The organism is Gallaecimonas pentaromativorans (assembly GCF_003751625.1).
GTDB lineage: Bacteria > Pseudomonadota > Gammaproteobacteria > Enterobacterales > Gallaecimonadaceae > Gallaecimonas > Gallaecimonas pentaromativorans.
The window spans coordinates 156,133-178,881 of sequence record NZ_RJUL01000001.1; the positions used below are offsets into that span (position 1 = coordinate 156,133).

Genomic DNA, 22,749 nt, shown 5'->3' on the forward strand with positions numbered 1-22,749 from the left:
GTGCTTGCCCCTTACTCACAACACGGGAGGCAAGATGAAAACCCTCACCATGGCGGCCCTGGCCCTTGGCCTGCTGTCACCCCTCGCCCTCGCCGACCCTGGCAACAACCAGGGCCGGCGAAGCGGCGGCACCCCCATTTATGTCACCAGCCAGGGCTTGTACTTCGACACCTTTGCCGCCGTCGATGCCCTGCCCGGCTCAGGCCGGTTCCAACAACTGATTATGGGCGCCGATGGCGCCCAAACCGAGTTTGGCCCCGGCGATGTGGGCTACCTTGGCGGCCGCTGGTGGATAGATCTCAACGGCAACGGCCAGATGGACCAAGAAGATATGTACTTCCTGTGCCCACTGCTTGGCCCAGGCCGCAGCGAGCCGTAAATATCAAGGGCCTGCCAAGGCCCTTTTCAATGGGTAGCAAAGCGGGCGTAGATGGGGTTGTGGTCGGAGATCACGTCGGTGTCGATGGCAATTGCCGCTTCCAAGGTCAGGCCACGGTAGAAGATGAAATCCAGGGGCAGGCGGAACATGCTTTTGATGTGGTGGGGGTTTTCCATCACCGCCTGGGTTAGCCCTAACTCCTTGGCAAAGGCGGCCAGGTAGCCGTTTCGTTTGTGGTTCCAGACATTAAAATCCCCTGCCACCACCATGGGCCCGCTGTGGTGATGCAAGCGCCCGCGAAGCTCCTCCATCTCCGCCCAAAAACGCCGGTGATGCACAAAGTTCACCGCATGCACGTTGGCCACCAGCAGCGGCCGGCCGTCAGGGAGCCGGTGCCAACTGAGCATGGCGCTTTTGTGGGTGGCAAAGCGCAGCTCGCGGCTGTGGCTAAGCAAGGGCTCAAGCTCACTGAAATGGCAGTTCGAGGCGGTCAGCACCCCGTATTGGTGGGAGGCGGTCTGGATGTTGGGGGCCATGGCGTAGGAAAGGCCGGCCAGGTTGATGCGCTGGCCAAGGGGCAGCTTGGCCTCCTGGAGCAGCAACATGGCCGAAGGGTACTGGTGCACCAGGCTCCACAGCCGATATTGAAAGCGCCTATCCAGAGTTTTCTTTTGGGTGTTCCAGCAAAGCACCCCAAAGCTCTGCTCCAGATGAGTATCTTGGTGGCAAAGGTGCTGAGGCAACGACAAGGGCTTTAGCATACCGGACCCAAAAACGCGGGAAGTGGCATTAATCCTAACACCGGCCGCCAAAAGCCGCGCCTGACCTGACGCAATTCTCTGTTGCTTTACTCAGGGTATTTTTCAACCACCTCCAGGTGCAAAGCCCGGTTCTGTGATACCTTTGACTACTTAAGGAAAACGTGAACATCTGGCATAGGTAAAAGGATTTATTATGCTGCTCCCTCTCGTTATCGGCTCTATCGCCCCCTTGTTGATGAACCAAGGCGTCGACATTGCCTATCGCGCCGAAACCCTCGACGCAACTGGCGCCCCTCAGTACCAGGAATTTACCGCTCGCTCAGCGCGCTGCGAGCTTAAAGTGCTGGCCTGGGACACACTCAGCCGCCCTACCCCCAACCGCCTTGCCTACCAGGGCAATGTGCGTTTCAGCGTCAACGGCTGGCAATACAGCAGCGACAGCCTGGACGTGGAAAGCCCCCAAGGCCTTTATGACTGCACCTACAGTGCGCCAGCGGTTAAAGCGAGGATGGGTGAATAAATTGTGGCGCCGGTCACAAAAAAAAATCTCCAGAAACACATGAACCAGCGACTCTGATAAAACAAAAGCGCTTGAAATAACTGATATTTCGTTTCTGATAAGGATATCTCTTCATGAAAAAAAGACTATTGGGTCTTGCTATTGGTTTGTCTTGCCTACCCACCCTCTCCTTTGCCGACATGCATTTCTCCGTCGGAACAGGCTATCCCTTTTTTGTCGTCCCAGAGCTTTCTTATGGTACCGCTGACGATCAAAATCGTTGGTACCTAAATGGAAAGTTTGGTGTGACAGGAGGCGCATCTCTTGGGTTTGAGCACGCCCTGGATGGCGAGAAACACCACGCCATAGGCGTAGTGGGTGGTGCTTTGGGCATAAGAAATGGCCATACTTTCTGCAAAGAGGGTCAAAACGCTGGAGAGGCATTTGTTTGTATTTTTGCCACGGGTTTTGACTGGGAAGTGGTAAACGGTGTCGGCCTGACCTACAGCTACAACTTCAAGGGTCTTAATAACAGGGGCTTTCGCATTCGCTTTGAAGGGGGCTTTGGCGAAGGCAGCAGAAGTCACAAATCAAAGGGTAGCGGTAGCGTGATACTAAGCTACCAGTTCTAAATAAAGCCGCCCAAGGGCGGCTTTTTCAGCTGATTTGAATGGTTTTAAAGGCAAGCAGCGAGCCGTCTTCGTTTTGTTGCCACTCGAAGAGGTAGTCGTCGTAATCACTGCCATAAACGGTGTCGCGGCCACTGGCAAGGGTGGTGTCCTGGATGCCTCGGCTGGCGTAATCGCTTTGGGTGGTGCAGATATTGGCGGTCAGGGCGTCGGGGAAGCAAAACTGGGAGACCAGCTCTTGGTTGCCGTTGCTGGTGATTTTGAAATGGATATGGATGGTGCGGCTCGAATACCAGCCGGGAAAGCAGCTTTTAAAATTGACCCGGCCGCTGCTGTCGGTCACCTGGTAGCCGCGAAACCATTTCGATTGCAGCGCTTCGCGGTCGTTGTCGCTACAAAAGGCACTGTTAAATTGTTGCCCGCCGTCGTCGGCATCGCTGGTGTCGCCAGAGTAAATCCCCGCCACGTCACAGTGCCACACCTCCACTTCCAGCCCGGAGACCGGGTTGCAGTCGCTGTCAATAACCTGCAGGCAAAGCTGCATCGGCAAGCCATCCAGGCCCTCTGAAATATCGTCGAGACTACCAACGCTGAAGTAACAGGGCCCCTGGGTAAGGGTGCCGGTCAAGGCCAGGGCGCAGGCACTGGCACTGTCAAAGAGGCTGTCGTCAGGGAAATTGGCGGTCAGGGCGCTGGTGCCGCCGCTGGCCCAGCTGTAGCTGAGGTCGAGATCCGAGCCGGTGCCTGTTGAGCCGGTGCTGCCCGTTGAACCGCTGTTGCTGCTGTCGGTCCTGGTAACAGTAGTGTCGCTTGAATCTGACGAGCAGCCGCTCAAGGTCCAAAACGGCAAGGTAACGGTGGCCGCGCCCAGGCCGGTCAGTACGGTTCTGCGGCTCAGCGGCCGCTTGTTGTGATGACTCATGGTGTCCTCCGGCGGTTTGTTAACGCAATGCAAAAACCTGTCAATCGGAGGTTAGAGAGAAGGCTGGGAAAAAACCTGACAAAGAATAAGGAGAGCGGGCTCAGTTAAGAGCCATGCGGGCAAGAGCCCTTAACCTTGCACTATCGCGCACCGCCCAGCGCAGCACCTTAGCACTGCCATGAATGCCCCGGCGCACCCAGCGGCGCTTGGACTCGCTCATATCGACCGCCAAGGCTTCGGCGGCCCAGCCAGGCAGCAGGTCACAGCCGCCAGCCATAAACAGCGCCAACACCGGGGAGAGATGCGGCGCGCCATCCAGACCGCCTCGCAACAGATCGCGAACGGTGCGGGTCCGCTCATCCACTTTTAAAAGCGGCCGCATTGCTTCTAGGTACTCGGCCACCTGGCGGCTACTTTTAGGCACCGACCTTGCCCCTAAAAGCTCGGCGGTACGGGCGGCCTCTTGGTAGTAGCGGTCTTGCTGATCAAGGCTCAAGGGGCCTTTATAGCGAAGGTAGGCGGCCAGAAAGCTCGACACCTCAGTGACATGCACCCAGGTCAGCAATTGCGGAGAGTTGGCGCTGTAAGGCTGGCCATAAGGGCAGATGCCGCTAACCTTGCCGTGAATGCGCTTAACCTGCTCGATAAGAGCCAGGGCTTGGTCTTCACTGGCAAAGGAAGTGGCGGCGATAAAACGAGCGGTGCGGCGCAAGCGCCCCAGCATGTCTTGGCGAAAATTGGAGTGGTCCCACACCCCGGCCAGGGTACGCGGTTCCATCATCTGCAGCAGCAGCGCCGCGATACCGCCACAGAGCATGGAGGTAAAATCGCCGTGGACCTGCCAGACCATAGACTCAGGCCCGTAAAGCCCAGGGTCGTGCTTGGGGTGATGGTAATCCACCCCGCCAATGGCAAGGCCGGTCAGGCTCAGTACCTGTTTTTCGATCAGCTGGCGCATCACTGCCCTACCTCGGATATGCTCGCCACAGCCTACCCTAAAGCCTGGCCAACCTTAATAAAAACAAGCCATTGCTTGGGCAGATTGGCGCTTTTCTCCTAGCATGGAAAAAACATTCAAGGACTTTGCCATGAGGTTATGGCTGTTAAGCCTGCTGCTGACCGGCTGCACCGGCCTGCCCATCAGTCAGATGCCTGCCAAAAGTTATAACGACAGGGTGCAGTTTCTGGTGCTGCATTTTACCGCCGAGGATTTTGCCGGCTCGGTCGGCGACCTGGCCAAGGGCGATTATGTCTCCAGCCACTATCTGGTGCCCGAATCTGGCGACCCCAGCTACCCCTACGGCACGCTCAAAATATTCCAACTGGTGGATGAAAACCAGCGGGCCTGGCATGCCGGCGCCAGCGACTGGCAGGGCCGCAGCAACCTTAACGACACCGCCATCGGCATCGAAATTGTCAACGTGCCCCAGTGCGATCCGCCCCCTTATCCTCAAGGCATCATCCTGCGCCACTGCGACTACCCACCCTTTGATAAAGCGCAAATCGCCTTGGTAACGGCCCTGGCCCAAGACATCCTCAAGCGCCACCCGGACATCGGCCCCACCCAGGTGGTGGGCCACGCCGACATTGCCCCGCTTCGCAAGGACGACCCCGGCCCGCGCTTTCCCTGGCACCAGCTTTACTTAAGCGGCGTTGGCGCCTGGTACGACGCCGATACCCAATCGCGCTTCCACCAGCTGTTCGACCAACGCTTACCGTCCACCTTGTTGATGCAAAAGGCCTTTAACGCCTACGGCTACGCCCTGGAGCCCAGCGGCCAACTAGATACCCTGAGCCAGGCAGTGGTGACCATGTTCCAAATGCACTTTCGCCCCAGCCGTTATGATGGCGTCTGGGACAGCGACACCGCTGCCTGCCTCTTTGCCTTGTTGGAGAAGTATTTTCCCGAGCGGGCCGAGGCGCTGATGGCCCAGTACCGCCAAGAGCCGCTGCAAACTACGCCGTCCACGTCCAAAAAATAATCACTAAGGCCTTGCATTGGCCATTAATTCGATCAAGTATTTGCTTACTCAAGCATAAAGCAAGCACAACGCAAATGTCTATTCATAGCGACGCCCTGTTGACGATCAACGCCCTTAATAGCCAGCTCACCAAGCAACTGGAACGGCGCTTAAGCCTGCACGGGCTCAGCTTTACCGAGCTGCAGGTAATGCAGCAGCTGGCCCGGGCGCCGCAAATGAGCCTGCGCCGTATCGACTTGGCCGAGCAAACCGGCCTCAGCGCCTCGGGGGTCACCCGTCTGCTGCTGCCCATGGAAAAGCTGCACCTGGTGGAGCGAGAGGCCAACCCGCGGGATGCCAGGGTCAGTTTGGTCAGGCTGTCGGCCGCCGGGCAGCAGCGCCTGGCAGAAGCCGAAGCCACCTTCCATCAAAGCGCCGACGAGCTGCTGGGCACCTTGCCAGAGAGCGACATCGTAGCGCTGACCGGCCTTTGCCAACGCCTGTTGGAGCGAAAATAACATGCGCGATCTGACCCAAGGCTCGGTAACAAAGCAAATCCTGGCCATGGCCCTGCCCATTACCGTCGGCATGGTGGTGCAGACCCTGTACTTGATGGTGGACCTGTACTTCGTTGCCAGCCTCGGCAGCACCGCCCTTGCCGGGGTGAATGCCGCTTCCAACGTGATGATGCTGGTGATGGCGCTCACGCAAATGCTGAGTGTGGGCACCGTGGCCCTTATCGCCCGGGCCGTGGGCGCCAGGCAGACCGGCAATGCCAACCTGGTGTTCAACCAGGCGCTGTTGATAGCCCTGCTGCTCACCGCCCTCACCTTGGGCTTTGGCTATTGGGTAGCAGATACCTACATGGCGTCCCTTGCCGCCGACGCGCCGACCCGGCAAGCCGGCATCGTTTACCTGCACTGGTACCTGCCGGGGCTGGCGCTGATGTTTGTCAGCAGCGTGATGGGGGCCGCCCTTCGCGGCACCGGCATCGTCAAACCCACCATGGTGGTGCAGATGCTGACGGTGCTGGCCAATATCATCCTCACCCCCATCATGACCGCCGGCTGGCTGACCGGGTACCCGCTGGGGGTGATGGGGGCGGCCTTTTCCAGCACCCTGGCGGTGCTGGTGGGGGTGGTGCTATTGGCCTGGTATTTCCTGCGCTTAGAGCACCTGGTGAAACTCGATATTGCCCTGCTCAAACCCAACTTCGCGGTGTGGAAACAGCTTTTTAATATCGGCCTGCCCTCGGGGGGCGAGTTTTTAATGCTGTTTGCCTCCACGGCGCTCAGTTACTGGGTTATCAAGGACTTTGGCAGCCAGGCTCAGGCCGCCTATGGGGTGGGCAGCCGGTTGATGCAGTTCTTCTTTATGCCGGCCATGGCGGTGTCCTTCGCGCTGCCGGCTATCGTCGGCCAGAACCTCGGCGCCGGCCAGGGAGGGCGTATCCGCGAGGCCCTCAACAAGGCACTGCTGATTGAAGTGGTGCTGATGACCTTCGCCATGTTGCTGTGCCAATGGCAGCCCCAGGCCCTGGCCGAGGTCTTTACCCAAGACCCTGCGGTACTGGCCTTTGCCGAACAGTTTTTGGCCATCATCTCCTTTATCTTTGTGGCAAGCGGCATCAACTTTACCTGCTCCAGTTTCTTCCAGGGCATGGGTAACACCTGGCCGGCACTGTTTACCGCCGCCAGCCGCCTGGCACTCTTTGCCGCCGGCGCCTTTTACCTGGCGCACCAGGGGGATTTTGCCCTAACGGAACTCTGGCATTGGTCGGTGTGGGTGGGCTTTATGCAAGCGGTGCTCAGTTATGTTTTGGCAAGACGCGAGATGGCCAGAAAACTGCCCACCCTGGTGCCGCTGGATGCACAAGGCTGAGGCGAGGCAATAAAAAAGGCAGCCATCTGGCTGCCTTTTTTGCGGGGCGGGCTTAGACCGAGAAGCTCGAGCCGCAACCGCAGGTGGTGGTGGCGTTGGGGTTATTGACCAGGAAGCGGGAGCCTTGCAGGCCTTCGGTGTAGTCGACAGTGCCGCCCACCAGGTATTGCAGGCTCATGGGGTCAACCACCAGGGTCACGCCTTCTTTTTCAATCAGGGTGTCGCCGTCGTTTACCTTCTCGTCGAAGGTAAAGCCGTACTGGAACCCAGAGCAGCCGCCACCGGTCACATAAACCCGCAGTTTCAGCTCAGGGTTTTGCTCTTCCTCAATCAGGCCTTTGACCTTGAGGGCCGCCGCATCGGTAAACTGGATGGGCATGGGTGCTTCGCTCATTAGAGACTCCGAAAACCAAAGTACCGGACATTATCCCCCCGCTAAGGCCCCGGCTTCAACCATGGGCCTTGTGAGGTTATTCAGGCCGAGGCCGCTTCCTTTTGTGTGTCCATCTGTTGGGCCTGGGCTTTGGCCCGGGCCTCTGCCGCCAGGGTGCGGGCTAAAAGCTGGCCGTAAAGGGGCTTGCCGCCCAGCGCCTGGGCCACCATGGTGGCGCCAAGGCAGGTGATGAGCAGCGGCAAAATCAGCAGATAGTTGTTGGTCATTTCGATGACCAAAATAATGCCGGTCAGCGGCGCCCGCACCGTGGCGGCAAAAAGCGCCCCCATACCGGCGATGGCAAAGGTGCCGGGCTGGATGTCCAGCCCCGGCAGCAGGCTCTGGCTCAAGGAGCCAAAACACATGCCAAAGAGGGTGCCAAGGGCCAGCATCGGCGCAAAAATGCCCCCCGGCGCCCCGGAGCCAAAGCACAGCAAGGTGGTGACCACCCGGCCGATAAAGAGCAGCAGCAAAGTACCCACGGTAAAGCTGCCCACGGTCACCGCCGGGATGATCTCAATGCCGCCACCGGTGAGATCCGGCCCATACACGGTCAGCAGCCCAAGCACTGCCCCCAAAATGGCGCCAATCACCAGGCGGCGGCCAAGCTGGCCTTGGTGGTAGCGGGCGTACCAGTCCTGGGTCCACACCACCCCTTTATTAAAGAGGATGCCAAAGGCGCCAAAGAGGCCGCCCAGCAGCAGGTACAGGGCAAGAGTGTTGAGATCCGGCGCGCTGTAGCTTGGCATCTCGATAGAGGCCTGCTGGCCAAGAAAGGCGCGGCACACCACGTTGGCTACCACGGTGCCAATCAGTACGCATTTGATGGAGATAAGGCCGTAGCGAAACTGCGGGCGCATCTCTTCAATCACAAACAGCACGCCGGCCAAAGGCGCGTTAAAGGCTGCCGACAAACCGGCTGCCGCCCCCGCTGCCAGCAGCGCATGGGCGTTGTCTTTACTGACCTTAAACAAATCGCCCACCATCTTGCCCGCGGCGCCGCCCAACTGCACCGTCGGCCCTTCACGGCCCAGCACCAGGCCGCCGCCCTGAGCCAAAAAGCCGCCAAAGAGCTTGACCGGCAGCACTCGCCACCAGCGTACCGGCCGCAAGTTATCCAGAGCCCCTTCGATTTCGGGGATGCCGGAGCCGGCCGCTTCAGGGGAGAATTTAAAGGTGAGCCACAGCGCCAATACCGTCATCAGCGCGGTGCTGAGCATGGCTAAAAACCAGCGCGGCAGGCCCCATTGAGCCCAGAGACTAATGCCTTCAACACGCCAGGCCAGCACCTGGTGCAAGCCGGCCTGAAAGCCGGTTGCCAGCAAACCGGCGATGCCGCCCACCAGGGCCGAGAGCAGCAAAAGCCATAGCGGCACCTTGTCGGCTGCTAAAAAAAGCCGGACCAGGCTGCTTGACTGTGCTTTCGGTTGCATGGCGTTGGAAGTCAGTAGGTTAGGAAGGCTTGGCAGTATAACAAAAGCGACGCAAAAGTTGGCTTTTGTGAGGACGCCATAACCACTATAATGCCGGTCCAGCCAGGCCAGCCCCGCTGGACGGCGCCCTGCCCCCACCCAACGAGGACGCCCATGAACTTCACCGGTACCAATATTCTTTCCGTCAAGCAACTGGACCGCGATGCCATTAACGACATCTTCGGCGTTGCTGACCGCATGGAACCCTACGCCCATCGCCGCAAACGCACCAAGGTGCTGGAAGGGGCCATCCTCGGCAATCTGTTTTTCGAGCCCAGCACCCGTACCCGGGTGAGTTTTGGCTGCGCCTTCAACTTGCTGGGCGGCATGGTCCGCGAAACCGTAGGCCTGGCCAGTTCATCGCTGAGCAAAGGCGAGAGCCTTTATGACACCGCCAGGGTGCTCTCAAGCTATTCGGATGTGATTGCCATGCGCCACCCCGACTCCTTCTCGGTGGCCGAATTTGCCAAGGGCTCGCGGGTGCCGGTGATCAACGGCGGCGATGGCGCCAACGAGCACCCCACCCAAGCTCTTTTAGACCTTTACACCATCGAGAAAGAACTCAAGGGCCGCGGCCAGGGCATCGACGGCATGCACATCGCCATGGTCGGCGACCTCAAGCATGGCCGCACCGTGCACTCTTTGGCTAAACTGCTGCGCCTGTACAAAGACATTCGCTTTACCCTGGTGTCGCCGCCGGAGCTTGCCATGCCTGACGAAGTGCTCAGTATTCTTGACGACGCCGGCCACCAGATCGTCATTACCGACCGCCTCGAAGGCAGCCTCAGCCAAGCCGATATCTGCTACCTGACCCGCATCCAGGAAGAGCGCTTTCCGTCTTTGGAAGACGCCCGCCAATACCGCGGCCGCTTTCGCCTCAATCAAAGCATTTACACCCAGCACGCCAAGTCCAACACCGTGATCATGCACCCCCTGCCCCGCGATTCGCGGGCCGAGGCCAATGAGCTGGATAACGACCTGAACGAGCACCCCAGCCTTGCCATCTTCCGCCAGGCCGACAACGGTGTGCTGATTCGCATGGCGCTGTTCGCCCTGACCCTTGGGGTCGACCACCTGCTGGAAAAATACGACGCCCCCGTGCTTTGGCACTCCACCAAGGCATCGCTATAAGGAATTGACATGTCCCGTTCTGAAGACCTGTTCAGCAAAGCCCGCCGCCGCATCCCCGGTGGCGTGAACTCCCCGGTTCGCGCCTTTAACGGCGTGGGCGGCACCCCGCTCTTTATCGAGCACGCCGACGGCGCCTACGTCTTTGACGAAGACGCCAAGCGCTACATCGATTACGTGGGCTCCTGGGGCCCGATGATCCTCGGCCACAACCACCCGGCTATTCGCGAAGCGGTGATCAAGGCCGCACAAAAGGGTTTGTCTTTTGGCGCCCCCACCGAGCTGGAAGTGGCCATGGCCGAGAAGGTCTGCACCCTGGTGCCGAGCATGGACATGGTGCGGATGGTCAACTCTGGCACCGAAGCCACCATGAGCGCCATCCGCCTGGCCCGTGGCTACACCAACCGCAATAAGATCATCAAGTTCGAAGGTAACTACCACGGCCACGCCGACACCCTGCTAGTCAAAGCCGGCTCCGGCATGCTGACCATGGGCGTGCCCACCTCTCCTGGGGTACCGGCCGAATTTGCCAAGCACACCCTCACCGCCACCTATAACGACTTGGCCTCGGTAGAAGCCATTTTCAAAGAAGTGGGTGACGACGTGGCCGCCATTATCGTCGAGCCGGTGGCTGGCAACATGAACTGCGTGCCGCCCATCAAAGGCTTCCTCGAAGGCCTTCGCAGCCTTTGTGACCGCTACGGCGCGGTGTTGATCTTCGATGAAGTGATGACCGGCTTTCGGGTCGCCCTTGGCGGCGCCCAGGCCTTTTACGGCGTGAAACCGGATCTGACCACCCTGGGCAAGATCATCGGCGGCGGCATGCCGGTGGGCGCCTTTGGTGGTAAGCGCGAAATAATGGAATTCCTGGCGCCCCTGGGCCCGGTGTATCAGGCCGGTACCCTCTCCGGTAACCCGGTGGCCATGTCGGCCGGCCTTGCCGCCCTTAACGCCCTGGACCAACCCGGCAACGAAGCGGCCCTGGCGGCCAAAACCGAGAAGCTGGCCCTGGGCCTCAAAGCCGCTGCCGATAAGGCCGGTGTAGCCCTGGCGGTAAACTACGCCGGCGCCATGTTCGGCTTCTTCTTTACCGGTGAAGAGACGGTCAGCAACTTCGAGCAGGCCTGCGCCTGTGATGTGGAGAAATTCAAACGCTTCTTCCACCTGATGTTGCAAGAAGGCATCTACCTTGCCCCCAGCGCCTTCGAGGCGGGCTTTTTGTCCCTGGCCCATACCGATGCCGACATCGACGCCACCCTGGCGGCGGCGGCCAAGGCATTCGCCGCGCTGTAAGTACCACTCAAGGGGCTGTCGCAACAGCCCCTTTACATTTCCCCTGCCCCCGGTCTAGATTGGCCTGGACGCTCACTCATTATAAAAATCATGTTTAATACGAGCTGGAGTTTGGCCCCCGACAGTCGTCAGGCGGCCGCCCAATTGGTTAGGCGCCAACCCAATGTTCAAGGCGCACGCTGGGGGCTGTTATTTGCCAGCGGATTTCACGAGGCCCAGGGGCTGTTCAGCGATGTGCAGCGCCGCCTGGGATCCCTTCCTCTTATCGGTGGCAGCTGCTGCGGCATCATCACCCCAAGCGGCGTTGAATACGGCGGCTTTGAAGCCATGCTGCTGCTGTTTGATAGCGAGCCGCAGTTCAACGTTTTCAAGCAAAGCGAACTGGGCCAGGTTGCCGATTGGCAAGGCGAAGACTTTGCCCTGTGCTTTTTTGATCACTTGGCCGGCTGGCCCGCCACGGCCCTGGAGCCCCTTCGCCATTGCACCCTGATGGGCGCGTCCTTGCTGGGGGATTTTAACCGCCAGTCCAGCTTCCTCTTTTGCGGCGACCGGGTTGCCAACGACTGCCTGGTGGCGGTGAAAATACCGCAGCCAACCCAAAGCGCCGTCAGCCACGGCTCGGTGCCCATCAGCGAGCCGCTGACGGTAACCCAGGCTGACGGCCAATGGGTGCAGCGCCTTGACGACAAGCCGGCGCTGGAAGTCATCAGCCAAATAACGGGGCTTGATGAAGCCGAGCTTCGCGGCGCCTTTCTGCGTCATCTCTCTTTGGGACAACCCTGGCAGGAGCATTTTTCCAGCCACCTTATCGCCGAGGCCAACGCCGAGGATAAAAGCCTGCGCATGGCCACCGGTTACTTCCCTCCAGGCCAGCAGGCGGTGCTGATGAGCCGCAGCGCCGACAGCACCTTCGTGGATGTAGAGCAGCAACTGGGCGGCTTTATCCCCAACAAGCCGAGCTTTTATATCAACTGCGCTGGCCGCACCGGCGCCTTTAGCGGTGCCTTGCAAGAAGAAGCCGACTTGGTGCGCCAATACCTGGGTAAGGATGTGGTCGGTATCTTCTCCGGCGCCGAGCTCGCTTCCCAAGGCGGCGAGAGCCGGCTTATCAACTGGAGCGGAGTGCTGCTGCAATGGTAGAGCATCAGATCCGCCAGCAACTGGTGGCCGGGCTTGCCGAGCGCACCCGCCTGAGCCGTGAAGTGCGTCGCAGCCGAGTGCTCTCCCGCCTGGTGCGCGACGGCTACCAGGAAGCCGCCGAGGCCGAAGAAGAATCGGCCCTTATTCGCACCCTGCTGCACCTTTTTTTGAAAAGTGGCCTGCTGGACGCCGTGGCTCTGTATCGGCCGGTAGACAACGCCTGGCACTGCATCGGCCAGCTTGGCCGCTGGCAAGGCGCGTTGCCGGTGCTTGCCCGTGGCGAGAGTCAGCTGCTTTGGCAAGCACCCAACCCATTGCCGCCCTGGCTGGCTGTATTAGGCGAGCCGCCTTTGTTTTCACGCTTGGCCTTTAGCAGTAACCACGAATTGGCACTGCTGATTGGCCTGAAAAGCGAAGACGGCCATGGCCTCACTCTAAGTGCCGACGAAGTGCCCTTCCTCGAAGCGGTGTTATCGCTCTTTTGTGAGCTTATTCACCGCTTTCGCATGACCCAGAGCCTGAAAAAGCAAACCACCCTCGACAACCTCACTGGCCTGCCCAACCGGCTGCTGGCCTTTGACCGGCTGCAACAGGCCATGGTCGGCCACGAAAAAGACGATGGCCATGTGATGGTGCTGTTTTTAGACCTGGCCCGCTTCAAAGACGTGAACGACTTGCACGGCCACTGGCTGGGGGACCAATTGCTCTCGGCTCTGGCCTGTCGCTGGCGCGCCGCATTGCGCCCGGCCGATACCTTGGCCCGCCTGGCCTCAGACCAATTTATTGTCATTCTTGAGCGGGCCGCCAAGGCCAAGACTGCCGAGGTGGTGGCGGCCAAGCTTATCGACTGTCTCAAGGCGCCTTTTCGCATTCAGGGCAAGGAGATCACCGTCGATGCCCACGCCGGTATCGCCATGTACCCCGAGGACGGCAACGACCCTTCGGTATTGATCCGTAACGCCGAGGCGGCCATGGCCCAGGCCCGCGAATCCGACGACACCCGCTACCGCTTCTTTACCCCGGCTCTGAACGAATCCCTGTCCCGCCGTATCCTGGTGGAACAAGCCCTGCGCCAGGCCCTGGGGTATAACGAGTTCCAACTGGTCTACCAGCCCCAGGTCAAACTGGACGACAACCAGGTGGTGGGGGTGGAGGCGCTGCTGCGCTGGTACAACCCCAAACTGGGCCAGGTACCGCCAGACCAATTTATTCCCATCGCCGAGGAAGACGGGCAAATCCTGCCCATCGGCCTTTGGGTGCTGGAAGAGGCCTGCCGCCAATTGGCCGCCTGGCGCGAGCTGGGTTTTAACCCGGTGATGTCAGTCAATCTTTCGGCCCGGCAGCTGCGCACCCATGAGCTGCACACCCAGTTACAGCGGTTGCTGGAAAAGTACCAACTGCCGTCCGGGCAACTGGAGCTGGAACTGACCGAAAGGGCGGTGCTGGACACCTCGCACCCGCAGGTGCGCCAATCTCTGGCAGTGGTGGAGGAGCTGGGTGTCGGCTTGGCGCTGGACGATTTTGGCACCGGCTATTCGTCGCTGCGTTATCTCACCGAGCATCCCTTCAACGTGCTGAAGATCGACAAGAGCTTCGTGCAAGCGCTGCCCGAGCGTGACCGCGAGTACACCCTGGTGGCGGCGCTCATTGCCATCGCCCACAAGCTGGGGATGGACGTGGTGGCAGAGGGGGTGGAGACCGCCGAGCAACTGGCGATTTTGCAGTCCTTGCAGTGCCCTGTGGTGCAGGGCTACTACTTCAGCCGGCCGCTGGCACCGGATGATTTGCTGGCCCGGCTAGAACGCCGGGGCCAACACTGGCAACTGGCGCTTTAGAAAATGCGCTCCAGCACGTTACGCACCAGCTCGCCGCCGGCCAGGGCCATTTGCGCCCCGGCGGTGCGCACCTTGATGGCGGTGCGGGTCAGGGGGTAGCCCTTGAAGATCCAGCGTTTGCGCAGCAGGTTGTAGTTGTCGAAAAACTGTTCCCGGTGCGCCGACAGCGGCTCTTCACACAGGCTCTTCCAAGCTTTGTAGACGCCGCTCAAGTCAGCGCCACGCATAAAGCCCTGCACCCAACCGGGGAAGCGCACATAGCGCAGCGACGATTGAAAATCGATAAAGTGCGGCTTGCCGTCGTCCCCTACCAGCACGTTCCCCAGGTTACGCAGATCCAGGTGCACCACCCCACGGCGGTGCATCTCGGCCACCATCTTCTCGAGCTCCAAAAAGAACTGGCGCGGCAGGCGCTGCTCGGTTTTTTTGAGATTGCGAAGAGGGGTGCCTTCGATAAAGGGATAAGCCAGCATCAACTCGTTGAGGCGATAGCTCTGGGGAGCCACCCCTTCAATGCCTTGCAGGCGCGCCAGGGCCTTGGCTTCGCGGCCCACGAAAAAGCGCCCGGCGGTGAAGCGCACCGGCCAGGGACAATGGGAAAAGTCTTTGATAACCAAGTCGATATCGTCATCGCGGTAGCGCATGACGATGGCGTTGGCAAAACGCCCTTTGTGCATCACTTCCAGCTTGTCGAAGGCGAAGGATCTCTCCGCAAAACGACTGGCTAGGGCAGCCAATACGCGACTTTTGAGTGCATTCATCACGACAACCTCACCACTAACGGTGTTTTGGCTCCAAAGGAGCACCTGCCTTGGTGCCCAGAGGGCAGCGGCGAAAAAGCGAAAACCAATGAAAATGAGCAACATTACCTGTTACTAAAACCACCAGCCCCAACCGGGGGCCCATGGCCAAGAAGAAGGCGGCTAAGTTGCAGCCAGGGAGTTAGTCAGTCCGTTGATGCCCACAACAGGCGTCTTGCCTTTGCATCATCAAGACAGTGGTAGTGACCTTGAGCCAGTACCGGCAGGTAGGGAGGAGAGCCCGGCCAAAAGGCCGCGTTACCGACAGTTCCGTTGTCAGGTACCACCAAGGCGCCAGCGCCAACCGTGACAGTGTCTTGAAATCTAACTGTCACAATTTTAAAGGCCAGCTGTCATCACCTTCAACCTTAAGGCTTCATTAAAAACTGAGAAACTATATCTACTATTTTCGAACAATGCTCACGATACGAGCAAAAAATGGCAGCCAAGCCCCGCTTTTAGTGGCCTGGAGGAAGGTAGGAGAGAAAAAAGCCGAAGCGGTTGCTTCGGCTTTTTTAAGGTCAATTGCCAAAAAGGCGGTCGAGGAAGCCCCGCAATTTATCGCACTGCACCTCGGGCAGGTAGCGTTTGTCGGCGGGCAGCAGGCGACCGCTGCGGTTGCAATCCCCCAGGTAGTTGCCGTCGTCGTCAAACACTGCGTCGACGATATTGGCCGGCGGGCGCAGCCGCAGGCTGATGGGATGGCGGTAGTCGAGGTAACTGCCGTACAGGCGAGCCGCGCCGGTGGCGCCGGTGAGGTTGGCCGGGCCGTTATCGTCTTGCCCCACCCAGATGGTGGTGACATCACGGGCGTCAAAGCCGGAGAACCAGGAGTCACGCAGATCGTCCGTGGTACCGGTTTTACCGGCCAGGACCTTACCGGGGAAACGGTTACCCACAAAGCGGCCGGTGCCCTCGCTCATCACCTGAGTCAGGGCGTAATCAGTAAGATATGCCGCTTCCTTGCTGACATTTTGCACCGCGTTGTCGGCCCGCTTCCACAGCAGCTTGCCATCACCACTGGTCACTTCGGACACCGCCGCCAGCGGCACCTGGGCACCACCTTTGGCCAACGTCAGGTACATCTGGTTGACCTGCCAGGGCGACAGCGCCGCCGTGCCCAAAAATACCGAAGGATAAGGCGGCAGATCGGCATCCACCCCCAGGGCCCGGAAGGTGTCCAGCACCGCCGGCACCCCAAGGCGCATGCCAAGATTGACGGTCGGCACGTTCAGGGAATGGGCCAGGGCGTCTACCAGCGCCACCTGGCCGCTGTAGGTACGCTCGTAGTTCTGGGGCTGCCAGACATCACCGTTTTGGGATTTGAGGGTAATGGGCTTGTCTTCAAGCTGGGTGGCCAGGTTGTAGTCTTTGCTGGCAAGGGCGGTCAGGTACACCGCTGGCTTGGCGATGGAACCTATCTGGCGCCGGGCATCGAGGGCGCGGTTAAAGCCGGCAAAATCCACGTCTTTGCCGCCCGCCATGGCCTTGACCAGGCCGCTACGCGGATCGGAAACCACCGCCGCCATTTCCAGCGGTTTCTTGCCGGCAATGGCCGGGAAGGTGGTGCTGATGGATTTTTCCAAGGCCCGCTGCGCCAGTGGTTCCAGGCCGGTAAAGACCCGCACCCCTTGCTGGTCGTCAATAAAGGGTTTGACGATACCGGCCAGCTCGCGCCGCACTTCCTGCATGTAGGCTGGCACCTTGGTGCTGAGCACATTGCGCTCTTTGCTGACCCCAAGCGGCGACATCACGCTGCGCTGGTAGGTGCGGTTATCGATAAGGCCGTTCTCCAGCATCACTTTGAGCACCAAGTCGCGCCGCTCCTTAGCCCGCTCCGGGTGGCGGCGCGGATCGTAATAGGAAGGCCCCTTGATGATCCCCACCAACAGCGCTATCTGATCCGGGGTCAGCTCCTGCACCGGGCGGCCAAAATAAAAGCGCGCCGCCAGGCCCATGCCATGCACCGCCTGGGCGCTGGACTGGCCAAGGAAAATCTCGTTGAGGTAGGCCTCGAGGATGCGGTCTTTGTCGTAACGAAGATCAATGATGAGCGCCATCAGCGCCTCGTTGACCTTGCGCACCAGGCTTTTCTCGCGGGTTAGGAAGAAGTTCTTGGCCAGCTGCTGGGTCAGCGTCGAGCCCCCCTGCACCGTGTGGCCAGCCCGCAGGTTGACCCACAGCGCTCGCAAGATGGACAGCGGCGACACCCCGTAATGGTCGTAGAAGTTACGGTCTTCCACCTGGATAAGGGTCTTGGGCAGCAGCTGCGGCATTTCATCCAAGGGTACAAAAATGCGCTCTTCGTCGTCGGTGGTTTGGCTTAAAAGCTCCACCAGCACCGGCTCGACCCGCTCAATGGCCACCGGCTGCTGGCTGGCGCTGTCGTAAACCTCGTCGATGCGGTCGCCGTCAAAGGCCACCATCAGCCGCCGTGCCGGCTCCAGGCCCTCGGGGAACAGGAAGGGGCGCCGATACAGCTCCACCTTGGTGCTGGAGGCGGAAAACTCCCCCGGTTGGTCGGGGTTGGCCACCTTGCGGTATTTCAACAGGCGCAGCTCGTCAATGAACTGGTCTCGCGACAACGGCGCCCCGGCATAAAGGGCCAGCGACCTTGAGTAGATTTGCGCCGGCAGTTGGAAGGTCTGGCCTTCAAAGCGGTGACGTACCTGGCCGTCCAAATAAACGCAGTAAAGCGCCAGGGCGGCAATCAAGGCCAGGCTCACTTTGAGCAGCAAGGCCCAGGGGCGAAACCGCTTGGCGGCGACCTTAGGCTGAGCCGGTTTTTTGGGGCTGGTTTTCTTCTTGGTCACTGAAACTCACTTGGGTTGCCGGTTTTTGGTAAAACGGGTGGGCTTGGCATTGGCCGGATCTTCAGGCCACTCATGCTTGGGATAGCGGCCACGCATTTCCTTGCGCACGTCCTTGTAACTGCCGGCCCAGAACCCGGCCAGATCGCGGGTTACCTGCAAGGGTCGCCTGGCGGGCGAGAGCAACGCGCAGGTCACCACCACCTGGCCATCACAAAGGGTGGGAGACGCTAATTGACCATAAAGGGCCTGAATCGGTACTGACAGTACCGGCGGCTCCTCCAGGCGGTATTCCAAGGCAAACTGCTGGCCGGTTGGCACTTCCAGGCGGCCGGGCAGCTTTTGGGCCAGGGTCTGGGGTAGCGGCCAGGCCAGATAACTCTCCAAGGCCTGGCGTAAATCCAACTTGGCCAAGGCCTGCTTGCTGCGCACCTCCCCAAGATAGGGGCCAAGCCAGCTTTCTAGGTTGCCAAGTAGCGCGTCGTCGCTGACATCAGGCCAGGGTTCGCCTGGCAGCCACTGGCGGGCGCACAGAATACGGGTTTGGTATTGGCGGCTGGCTTCGTCCCAGGGCAAGGCTCCCATGCCCTGGCGGCGCAGCCAGTCGCAAAGGGCGGTTACCCGCTGCTGTTCGGTGAGGCTCGCCAAAGGCCGGGTAGCCAGCACCAACTCGCCGTAGCGCTGCTCTTCTTGGGCGGTCAGGCGCTCGCCTTCCCAGTCGAGGCGGGCCTGCCAATAAAGGTGGCGGCTGTGCAGAGCCTGCCAATCGTCAAGGTTAACGGCGGCGGCCAGGCGAATAAGGGCATCGCCCTTGTCGCCGCTCATCTGCGCCACCACCAGCCAGGGGCTGCCCCAGAGCCGGTCGCCTTCGGCAAGCTTGGCGCCGCGGCCCATGGCCAGCCGGTAACGCCCCGGCGCCACCGCCATGGCAATGCGCTCGGGGTACGCCAGGCTCAGCATGGCCCCAAGGGACCACCGCTCCTGGCCTTTGCCTTTGAGCTGGCGTTGATAGCGCTCGGCCTGGCGGGCAATGGTGTGCTTGCCAAGGGCGCTTAAGCGCCCTTCGATATCGGCGTCCCAGCCCGGGAAAGGGTCACGCTCTTCCAGCAATGCCGCCAGTAGCGAGGCTTCTTTGAGGCTGCTGCCGGCCTCTGCGGCCACTTGGGTCAGCATATGAGCCAGACGCGGATGGCACCCGAGGCGAGCCATGGCACGGCCCTGAGCGCTGATGCGCCCTTCGTCGATGGCGTCCAGCTGCGCCAGCAGCTTCACCGCTTCGCGCCAAGGCCGGGGCGGGGGTAAATCCAGCCAGTTAAGGGTGGCCGGGTCGCTGACGCCCCATTGGGCCAACTCCAGCACCAGGGGGGCCAAGTCAGCTTCCACTATCTCGGCCGGGGTCTGGGCACTGAGGCTCTGCTGCTGGCTCTCGCCCCAAAGACGAATGGCAATGCCAGGCTCCAACCGCCCTGCCCGCCCGGCCCTTTGGGTGGCAGAAGCCTGGCTGATGCGGCACAGCTTTAACTGGCTCATGCCGGTGGCCACATCCAGCATCGGCCGGCGGCACCAGCCACTGTCTACCACCAGACGGATGCCTTCGATGGTGAGCGAGGTTTCAGCAATGGGGGTGGCCAGCACCAATTTGCGCCGGCCGGCTTTGGGCGGGGCTATGGCCTCGTCCTGCAAGGCTTTGTCGAGATCGCCATAAAGGGGGTAGAGGTCGACATCAGCGGGCAGGCGCCCTTCTAAATCCGCGGCCAGGCGGCGAATTTCGCCCCCTCCCGGCAAAAATACCAGCATCGAGCCAGGTTCTTCGGCCAGGGTGTTGACCACCACCGAGCCGCACAGTCCCAGCCAGGGCTGGTTGACCTTGGGGGCCTGGTAACGCAGCTGTACCGGGAAGCTGCGGCCCAAGCTTTGCACCCGGGCGCAGGGGCTGAGTAGCTTTTCCAGGCGATCGCCGTCGAGGGTGGCAGACATCACCAGCAGCTTGAGGTCATCGCGCAGCCCGGCCTGCACGTCCATCGCCAGGGCAAGGGCTAAATCGCCGGTAAGGTTGCGCTCGTGAAATTCGTCGAAAATCACCAGGCTGACGCCATCGAGCTCCGGGTCACTTTGCAGGCGGCGCACCAAAATGCCTTCGGTGACGATTTCAAGGCGGGTTTCGGGGCCGACGGCGCTGTCGGTGCGGGTACGATAGCCGATGGTCTGGCCGGGCTTTTCGCCAAGGATGCTGGCCATGTAGCGGGCCAGGCTGCGGGCCGCCAGCCGCCTTGGTTCAAGCATGATGATGGCGCCGCCAAGGGTTTTTAACAGATGCAGCGGCACCTGGGTGGACTTGCCGGCGCCGGGAGGGGCTTCCAGAATAAGCCGCGAATGCTGGGCCAGGGCCGAGGTCAGTTGTGGCAATACCTCATCAACAGGCAGGGAACGCAATGCCGGAGTCTTCCTCATCGAATAATGCCGGCCAGTGTATCATGGCTGACAACGGAGATTTCCCGCCGGGCCTCTTCATCCCTGGTGACAACTCTCTACATTTCGGCAGCTACCTGTCGTTTTGTGGTCGGCGTATAGTTCTGGAGCGTTCATTGACGCCCCGTCAATCCTGGAAGACAAGCAGCTGAAGAGGTCTTCATGTCAATCAGCCTGAATCAATACGCCAATATCTACTCCACTTTCGAAAGTGAAAGAACCCGCCCCGTTTTAGACTTATTAACCCATGTTCCTTCACAACACCTAAAAAGCGCCATCGACTTAGGCTGTGGCCCCGGCAACTCCACGCAAGTGCTGGTGGATTTATTTCCCGGTGTAACAATTGCGGGCATCGACAGCTCCCAGGACATGATTAACAAAGCCAAGGCTCGCCTGCCCGATGTTAACTTCGACGTAGTGGGTATCGAAGCCTGGGCGCCAACTGCAAGCTACGATTTGATCCTCGCCAATGCTTCGTTGCAATGGGTACCAGACCACCAGCAGCTCTATCCGAGGCTACTGAGCTATTTGAATAAGAGCGGGATTTTAGCAATACAAACGCCGGACAACTTAGCAGAGCCGGCCCATTGCTTGATAAGAGATGTGGCAACAAGCGGTAAATGGCAGGGCAAGCTGGCAGGAATTGAACGCACACCAAGGCCGAGTGCCGATTGGTATTTTCAATTACTCAACGACAAATGCGCCCAGCTCACGGTATGGCGAACCTGTTATTACCACCATTTAAAGGGCGGTATTGACGATATTATCGACTGGTTCCGAGGCAGTGGCTTGCGCCCGTATTTGTCGCGACTAGACGAGACTGAACAGCAGGTTTTTATAGACGATTACAAAGCGGAATTGAAAAAGGCCTACCCCGTCATGGCCGACGGTTCAGTACTACTGCCTTTTCCACGGCTCTTTATCAACGCCACTCGCTGAGCCACGTAACGAAGCTTGTATCGGCACTGATAAATCAGCTAATCGAGATAAAAAACGCCGGCATCAGTGCCGGCGTTTTTATTGGGTGTGGCTTTTTAAATAAGCCTTAACCGAGGTCGGTCAAGCTGCGGGCAATGGTGCGAATGCCGCGGGCGGTACCGCCGGCAGCCCAAAGGCTGTTTTCGCTGTTGTTAAAGCAAGCCGCTAAGTCCAAATGCACCCAGCCTTTGCCGTTGTCTCGCACAAAGCGCGACAGGAAACCGGCAGCGTTGGAGGCGCCGCCGGTGCCGCCGCCTTTCATCGGGCGACTGTTGGCGGTGTCTGCGTAGTTACTGGGGCACTCAAACTGGTGGAAGGGCTCAAGTGGCAGTGGCCAGGCCGGCTCGTTTTCGGCGCTGGCGATGGCGTTAACCTGGCCGGCGATATCTTTATCCAGAGCAAACAGGGCATTGTAGTGGCTGCCCACGGCGGTCATAGCGGCACCGGTCAGGGTGGCGGCGTCGATAATAAGCGGCGCGCCTGACTCACCGGCCACCAGCAGACCGTCGGCCAGCACCAGGCGGCCTTCGGCGTCGGTGTTGACCACTTCAACGGTGGTGCCGTTTTTGTAGGTGAGGATGTCACCCAGCTTGTAGGCATTGCCGGACACCAGGTTCTCGGCGCAGCAGAGAATGAGCCGCACCCGCTTATCGAGGCCGCGCAGAATAGACAGCGCCAGGCCACCGGTAACCATGGCCGCGCCGCCCATGTCGGCCTTCATATAAAGCATGCCTTCGGAGGCTTTAAGGGAGTAGCCGCCGGAGTCAAACACGATGCCTTTACCCACCAGGGCGGCACTGACCGGGGTGTCTTCGCCGCCGGGGTTGTAGTCCAGCACCAGCATCACCGGTGGGCGGATGGAACCGCGGCCCACGTTGTAAAGGCCGGTCCAGCCTGCGTCTTTGAGGGCTTCGCCGGAGATCATCTTGTAGCTGACCTTGTCGCCGCCGATGGCGCTAATAAAGGAAGCCGCTTCTGAGGCCAGCACCTGGGGCGATTTTTGCTCCGGACCTTTATTGGTAATATCGCGCACCCAGCGAGCTACCTTGAAACGGGCGTCCAGCTCTTGGGACTCGCCGGCCCAGCGGATTTGCTCGCCGCCGAGGGTAGACATAAAGCCTTCGGCAAAGGCCCATTGCAGCTCCTGGTCGGCAAAGCTGCTACCCAGCTGCACGGCCATGATGCCTTGGCTGCGCAGGCGGCGGCCGGCCTGTTGCACCCGGCGCAGCTCGCTGGCGTGCACGGTGGCGCCGTTTTCTTGAAAACTCAGTAAGGCGTTGTTGCCCCATTGGCTGGCAGCAGCTTCGCCGGAAAGATTTACCTCAAACCAGTCACTCATCTGTTACTCCTATTGGACGG

20 protein-coding genes are annotated in these 22,749 nt (G+C 60.0%); 11 read left to right on the forward strand and 9 right to left on the reverse strand.

Annotated elements, in window-relative coordinates:
• Positions 1 to 34 precede the first annotated feature (34 nt).
• Positions 35 to 379: a hypothetical protein gene (locus EDC28_RS00715; RefSeq protein ID WP_123420335.1), complete on the forward strand. Its 345-nt coding sequence runs from the start codon at positions 35 to 37 to the stop codon at positions 377 to 379.
• 26 nt (positions 380 to 405) lie between these two features.
• On the opposite strand, the gene EDC28_RS00720 is transcribed toward EDC28_RS00715, so the two are convergent.
• Positions 406 to 1,140, reverse strand: coding sequence for an endonuclease/exonuclease/phosphatase family protein (locus tag EDC28_RS00720; protein WP_123420336.1), 735 nt, complete (start codon positions 1,138 to 1,140; stop codon positions 406 to 408).
• 193 nt (positions 1,141 to 1,333) lie between these two features.
• On the opposite strand from EDC28_RS00720, the gene EDC28_RS00725 reads away from it, so the two are divergent.
• Positions 1,334 to 1,660, forward strand: coding sequence for a hypothetical protein (locus EDC28_RS00725; RefSeq protein WP_123420337.1), 327 nt, complete (start codon positions 1,334 to 1,336; stop codon positions 1,658 to 1,660).
• 113 nt (positions 1,661 to 1,773) lie between these two features.
• A complete protein-coding gene (locus EDC28_RS00730; RefSeq protein WP_123420338.1) occupies positions 1,774 to 2,271 on the forward strand; it encodes a hypothetical protein in 498 nt (165 codons plus the stop codon).
• A 25-nt stretch (positions 2,272 to 2,296) separates the two neighbouring features.
• Here EDC28_RS00730 and EDC28_RS00735 read toward each other — a convergent pair whose 3' ends face one another.
• Together EDC28_RS00735 and EDC28_RS00740 are read right to left on the reverse strand one after the other, a co-directional pair.
• On the reverse strand, positions 2,297 to 3,190 hold the full coding sequence (locus tag EDC28_RS00735) for a dioxygenase family protein (protein WP_123420339.1): 894 nt from the start codon (positions 3,188 to 3,190) through the stop codon (positions 2,297 to 2,299).
• Positions 3,191 to 3,290: 100 nt separating this feature from the next.
• Positions 3,291 to 4,148, reverse strand: a complete 858-nt coding sequence (locus EDC28_RS00740) for an oxygenase MpaB family protein (RefSeq protein WP_123420340.1) — start codon at positions 4,146 to 4,148, stop codon at positions 3,291 to 3,293.
• 190 nt (positions 4,149 to 4,338) lie between these two features.
• Between EDC28_RS00740 and EDC28_RS00745 the strand changes: the two genes are divergently transcribed.
• The 3 genes from EDC28_RS00745 to EDC28_RS00755 all read left to right on the forward strand — a co-directional run bounded on the left by EDC28_RS00745 (position 4,339) and on the right by EDC28_RS00755 (position 7,032).
• Complete coding sequence (locus EDC28_RS00745; RefSeq protein ID WP_170164008.1) at positions 4,339 to 5,172, forward strand: N-acetylmuramoyl-L-alanine amidase; 834 nt, start codon at positions 4,339 to 4,341, stop codon at positions 5,170 to 5,172.
• Between the two features lie 74 nt (positions 5,173 to 5,246).
• Entirely contained in the window at positions 5,247 to 5,669 is a 423-nt protein-coding gene (locus EDC28_RS00750) for a MarR family winged helix-turn-helix transcriptional regulator (RefSeq protein ID WP_123420342.1), read from the forward strand.
• A gap of 1 nt (position 5,670) precedes the next feature.
• Complete coding sequence (locus tag EDC28_RS00755; RefSeq protein WP_244946519.1) at positions 5,671 to 7,032, forward strand: MATE family efflux transporter; 1,362 nt, start codon at positions 5,671 to 5,673, stop codon at positions 7,030 to 7,032.
• 52 nt (positions 7,033 to 7,084) lie between these two features.
• Here the strand turns inward: EDC28_RS00755 and erpA are convergent, their stop codons facing one another.
• Complete coding sequence (erpA, locus tag EDC28_RS00760; protein WP_050657756.1) at positions 7,085 to 7,426, reverse strand: iron-sulfur cluster insertion protein ErpA; 342 nt, start codon at positions 7,424 to 7,426, stop codon at positions 7,085 to 7,087.
• 80 nt (positions 7,427 to 7,506) lie between these two features.
• Positions 7,507 to 8,898 carry a H(+)/Cl(-) exchange transporter ClcA gene (gene clcA, locus EDC28_RS00765; protein ID WP_050657757.1) on the reverse strand — a complete coding sequence of 464 codons (1,392 nt, stop codon included), beginning with the start codon at positions 8,896 to 8,898 and terminating at the stop codon, positions 7,507 to 7,509.
• A 153-nt stretch (positions 8,899 to 9,051) separates the two neighbouring features.
• Here clcA and EDC28_RS00770 point away from each other — a divergent pair, with 153 nt between their 5' ends.
• From EDC28_RS00770 to EDC28_RS00785, 4 genes are all read left to right on the forward strand, one after another.
• Positions 9,052 to 10,068: an aspartate carbamoyltransferase gene (locus EDC28_RS00770; protein ID WP_050657758.1), complete on the forward strand. Its 1,017-nt coding sequence runs from the start codon at positions 9,052 to 9,054 to the stop codon at positions 10,066 to 10,068.
• Positions 10,069 to 10,077: 9 nt separating this feature from the next.
• On the forward strand, positions 10,078 to 11,358 hold the full coding sequence (gene hemL, locus EDC28_RS00775) for a glutamate-1-semialdehyde 2,1-aminomutase (protein ID WP_123420343.1): 1,281 nt from the start codon (positions 10,078 to 10,080) through the stop codon (positions 11,356 to 11,358).
• 111 nt (positions 11,359 to 11,469) lie between these two features.
• Complete coding sequence (locus EDC28_RS00780; protein WP_211355707.1) at positions 11,470 to 12,498, forward strand: FIST N-terminal domain-containing protein; 1,029 nt, start codon at positions 11,470 to 11,472, stop codon at positions 12,496 to 12,498.
• Positions 12,492 to 14,333, forward strand: coding sequence for a putative bifunctional diguanylate cyclase/phosphodiesterase (locus EDC28_RS00785; RefSeq protein WP_050657761.1), 1,842 nt, complete (start codon positions 12,492 to 12,494; stop codon positions 14,331 to 14,333). Before EDC28_RS00780 ends, EDC28_RS00785 begins: the two co-directional genes overlap by 7 nt.
• On the opposite strand, the gene EDC28_RS00790 is transcribed toward EDC28_RS00785, so the two are convergent.
• The 3 genes from EDC28_RS00790 to hrpB form a co-directional block, all read right to left on the reverse strand.
• Positions 14,330 to 15,094, reverse strand: coding sequence for an RIO1 family regulatory kinase/ATPase domain-containing protein (locus EDC28_RS00790; RefSeq protein ID WP_123420575.1), 765 nt, complete (start codon positions 15,092 to 15,094; stop codon positions 14,330 to 14,332). The two genes, EDC28_RS00785 and EDC28_RS00790, sit on opposite strands and share 4 nt — an antisense overlap.
• A gap of 560 nt (positions 15,095 to 15,654) precedes the next feature.
• Positions 15,655 to 17,946 (reverse strand): penicillin-binding protein 1B, encoded by a 2,292-nt coding sequence (mrcB, locus tag EDC28_RS00795; protein ID WP_123420345.1) that lies wholly within the window; start codon positions 17,944 to 17,946, stop codon positions 15,655 to 15,657.
• Between the two features lie 6 nt (positions 17,947 to 17,952).
• Complete coding sequence (gene hrpB / locus EDC28_RS00800) at positions 17,953 to 20,376, reverse strand: ATP-dependent helicase HrpB (RefSeq protein ID WP_123420346.1); 2,424 nt, start codon at positions 20,374 to 20,376, stop codon at positions 17,953 to 17,955.
• Positions 20,377 to 20,574: 198 nt separating this feature from the next.
• Here hrpB and tam point away from each other — a divergent pair, with 198 nt between their 5' ends.
• Positions 20,575 to 21,351, forward strand: coding sequence for a trans-aconitate 2-methyltransferase (tam, locus tag EDC28_RS00805; RefSeq protein WP_123420347.1), 777 nt, complete (start codon positions 20,575 to 20,577; stop codon positions 21,349 to 21,351).
• A gap of 106 nt (positions 21,352 to 21,457) precedes the next feature.
• Here the strand turns inward: tam and pepB are convergent, their stop codons facing one another.
• Positions 21,458 to 22,729 (reverse strand): aminopeptidase PepB, encoded by a 1,272-nt coding sequence (pepB, locus tag EDC28_RS00810; protein ID WP_123420348.1) that lies wholly within the window; start codon positions 22,727 to 22,729, stop codon positions 21,458 to 21,460.
• Positions 22,730 to 22,749: the final 20 nt, after the last annotated feature.

Excerpts from the sequence above, each read along its gene's own strand:
- EDC28_RS00730 (WP_123420338.1), top strand. The coding sequence starts at position 1,774 with ATGAAAAAAAGACTATTGGGTCTTGCTATTGGTTTGTCTTGCCTACCC.
- EDC28_RS00750 (WP_123420342.1), top strand. The coding sequence starts at position 5,247 with ATGTCTATTCATAGCGACGCCCTGTTGACGATCAACGCCCTTAATAGC.
- clcA (WP_050657757.1), bottom strand. The coding sequence starts at position 8,898 with ATGCAACCGAAAGCACAGTCAAGCAGCCTGGTCCGGCTTTTTTTAGCA.
- EDC28_RS00720 (WP_123420336.1), bottom strand. The coding sequence starts at position 1,140 with ATGCTAAAGCCCTTGTCGTTGCCTCAGCACCTTTGCCACCAAGATACT.
- EDC28_RS00735 (WP_123420339.1), bottom strand. The coding sequence starts at position 3,190 with ATGAGTCATCACAACAAGCGGCCGCTGAGCCGCAGAACCGTACTGACC.
- hemL (WP_123420343.1), top strand. The coding sequence starts at position 10,078 with ATGTCCCGTTCTGAAGACCTGTTCAGCAAAGCCCGCCGCCGCATCCCC.
- tam (WP_123420347.1), top strand. The coding sequence starts at position 20,575 with ATGTCAATCAGCCTGAATCAATACGCCAATATCTACTCCACTTTCGAA.
- pepB (WP_123420348.1), bottom strand. The coding sequence starts at position 22,729 with ATGAGTGACTGGTTTGAGGTAAATCTTTCCGGCGAAGCTGCTGCCAGC.
- EDC28_RS00745 (WP_170164008.1), top strand. The coding sequence starts at position 4,339 with ATGCCTGCCAAAAGTTATAACGACAGGGTGCAGTTTCTGGTGCTGCAT.
- erpA (WP_050657756.1), bottom strand. The coding sequence starts at position 7,426 with ATGAGCGAAGCACCCATGCCCATCCAGTTTACCGATGCGGCGGCCCTC.
- EDC28_RS00790 (WP_123420575.1), bottom strand. The coding sequence starts at position 15,094 with ATGAATGCACTCAAAAGTCGCGTATTGGCTGCCCTAGCCAGTCGTTTT.
- EDC28_RS00770 (WP_050657758.1), top strand. The coding sequence starts at position 9,052 with ATGAACTTCACCGGTACCAATATTCTTTCCGTCAAGCAACTGGACCGC.
- EDC28_RS00725 (WP_123420337.1), top strand. The coding sequence starts at position 1,334 with ATGCTGCTCCCTCTCGTTATCGGCTCTATCGCCCCCTTGTTGATGAAC.
- EDC28_RS00785 (WP_050657761.1), top strand. The coding sequence starts at position 12,492 with ATGGTAGAGCATCAGATCCGCCAGCAACTGGTGGCCGGGCTTGCCGAG.
- EDC28_RS00755 (WP_244946519.1), top strand. The coding sequence starts at position 5,671 with ATGCGCGATCTGACCCAAGGCTCGGTAACAAAGCAAATCCTGGCCATG.
- EDC28_RS00740 (WP_123420340.1), bottom strand. The coding sequence starts at position 4,148 with ATGCGCCAGCTGATCGAAAAACAGGTACTGAGCCTGACCGGCCTTGCC.
- EDC28_RS00715 (WP_123420335.1), top strand. The coding sequence starts at position 35 with ATGAAAACCCTCACCATGGCGGCCCTGGCCCTTGGCCTGCTGTCACCC.